The organism is Flavobacterium sp. GNP010 (assembly GCF_056428945.1).
The window spans coordinates 1-2,547 of the sequence record NZ_JBWJVK010000095.1 but is presented as its reverse complement, the minus strand read 5'-3'; the positions used below and the strand labels follow the sequence as shown (position 1 = coordinate 2,547).

The 2,547-nt window shown below is 44.0% G+C and carries 2 tRNA genes and 1 rRNA gene; all 3 read left to right on the top strand.

Features of this window, described 5'->3' with window-relative positions:
- Positions 1 to 594 precede the first annotated feature (594 nt).
- The 3 genes from AC061C_RS15550 (at position 595) to AC061C_RS15540 (ending at position 2,546) form a co-directional block, all read left to right on the top strand.
- A 16S ribosomal RNA gene (locus tag AC061C_RS15550) occupies positions 595 to 2,108 on the top strand.
- 194 nt (positions 2,109 to 2,302) lie between these two features.
- Positions 2,303 to 2,376, top strand: a tRNA-Ile gene (locus AC061C_RS15545).
- A 96-nt stretch (positions 2,377 to 2,472) separates the two neighbouring features.
- Positions 2,473 to 2,546, top strand: a tRNA-Ala gene (locus tag AC061C_RS15540).
- The last annotated feature ends 1 nt before the right edge of the window (position 2,547 follow it).

The window sequence follows — 2,547 nt, the reverse complement described above, 5'->3', positions numbered from 1 at the left end:
AAAAAAAAATTACTTACAAAATTCACGTTTACAGCGATTTAAAACATAAGTTAAGAAAAAGGCAAAAAAAAGTAAATAAAAAGCTTGTAGAAGTGAATAAAGGTGGTACTTTTGCACCCGCAACAGCGCAGAAGTTCATATTTAAATACTGAAAAGCAGATTAAAAAAATCGGAATAAAATTCGAAAAAAGATTTGCCAGAGCGGAAAATAAGTTTTACTTTTGCTGCCCCGAAAGGGAGTAAGTTCTTAGAAATTTTGAGTGAGTGGGAATGGGGTTTAGGCCTTATTTTAGTTGAAGAAAAACGAAACGAAAGTTTTTAAAAAAACTTCAAAAAACATTTGCGAGAAACGAAAAAGAGTTCTACTTTTGCACCCGCTTCGAGAAACACTTTAACAAGTGTTAACAAGGAGTTGGAAACTGAAATAAATTCAGTTAAAAAACAAGAAGAATACGTTCCTAGACATATTGAATTGACAGCCGTTTTAAGAGAAATCTTAAAACAAAAGAATAAGAGTAATAGAATCGAGAGATTTGAAAAAACCACTAGAACTGAGTCGAATAACAATAGCTTGAGCAATCGAGCAAACAATATACGATGAAGAGTTTGATCCTGGCTCAGGATGAACGCTAGCGGCAGGCTTAACACATGCAAGTCGAGGGGTATAGTTCTTCGGAACTAGAGACCGGCGCACGGGTGCGTAACGCGTATGCAATCTACCTTTCACAAAGGGATAGCCCAGAGAAATTTGGATTAATACCTCATAGTATATCGAGTTGGCATCAACATGATATTAAAGTCACAACGGTGAAAGATGAGCATGCGTCCCATTAGCTAGTTGGTAAGGTAACGGCTTACCAAGGCAACGATGGGTAGGGGTCCTGAGAGGGAGATCCCCCACACTGGTACTGAGACACGGACCAGACTCCTACGGGAGGCAGCAGTGAGGAATATTGGACAATGGGCGCAAGCCTGATCCAGCCATGCCGCGTGCAGGATGACGGTCCTATGGATTGTAAACTGCTTTTGCACAGGAAGAAACACTACTTCGTGAAGTAGCTTGACGGTACTGTGAGAATAAGGATCGGCTAACTCCGTGCCAGCAGCCGCGGTAATACGGAGGATCCAAGCGTTATCCGGAATCATTGGGTTTAAAGGGTCCGTAGGCGGTTTAGTAAGTCAGTGGTGAAAGCCCATCGCTCAACGGTGGAACGGCCATTGATACTGCTAAACTTGAATTATTAGGAAGTAACTAGAATATGTAGTGTAGCGGTGAAATGCTTAGAGATTACATGGAATACCAATTGCGAAGGCAGGTTACTACTAATGGATTGACGCTGATGGACGAAAGCGTGGGTAGCGAACAGGATTAGATACCCTGGTAGTCCACGCCGTAAACGATGGATACTAGCTGTTGGGAGCAATCTCAGTGGCTAAGCGAAAGTGATAAGTATCCCACCTGGGGAGTACGTTCGCAAGAATGAAACTCAAAGGAATTGACGGGGGCCCGCACAAGCGGTGGAGCATGTGGTTTAATTCGATGATACGCGAGGAACCTTACCAAGGCTTAAATGTAGATTGACCGGTTTGGAAACAGACTTTTCGCAAGACAATTTACAAGGTGCTGCATGGTTGTCGTCAGCTCGTGCCGTGAGGTGTCAGGTTAAGTCCTATAACGAGCGCAACCCCTGTTGTTAGTTGCCAGCGAGTCATGTCGGGAACTCTAACGAGACTGCCAGTGCAAACTGAGAGGAAGGTGGGGATGACGTCAAATCATCACGGCCCTTACGCCTTGGGCTACACACGTGCTACAATGGCCGGTACAGAGAGCAGCCACTGGGTGACCAGGAGCGAATCTACAAAACCGGTCACAGTTCGGATCGGAGTCTGCAACTCGACTCCGTGAAGCTGGAATCGCTAGTAATCGGATATCAGCCATGATCCGGTGAATACGTTCCCGGGCCTTGTACACACCGCCCGTCAAGCCATGGAAGCTGGGGGTGCCTGAAGTCGGTGACCGCAAGGAGCTGCCTAGGGTAAAACTGGTAACTAGGGCTAAGTCGTAACAAGGTAGCCGTACCGGAAGGTGCGGCTGGAACACCTCCTTTCTAGAGCCTTAGTGTTAGCTAAGTATGAAGTTTTAAGGAGTAAGGATTAAGTTTTACTACTTAATACTTATGACTTTCTATTTAAGAAACGCACGCTAGGGAAAGAAGACGAAAGTTCGAGAAGGAAACAAAGGTCAACATTTTATTACTCTTGCTGTTAATTTAAAAAAAAGAATACCATTTAAGAATAAGAGTGTCTCGTAGCTCAGCTGGTTAGAGTACTACACTGATAATGTAGGGGTCGACAGTTCGAGTCTGTCCGAGACAACTATTTTAGACTTAAAGAAAAGAAGAAATTCTAGAGTTGAGAGGTTATGAAAGCATTTCATAATTCATAATTCACAATTCATAATTAAAAAAGATTGGGGGATTAGCTCAGCTGGCTAGAGCGCCTGCCTTGCACGCAGGAGGTCAACGGTTCGACTCCGTTATTCTCCAC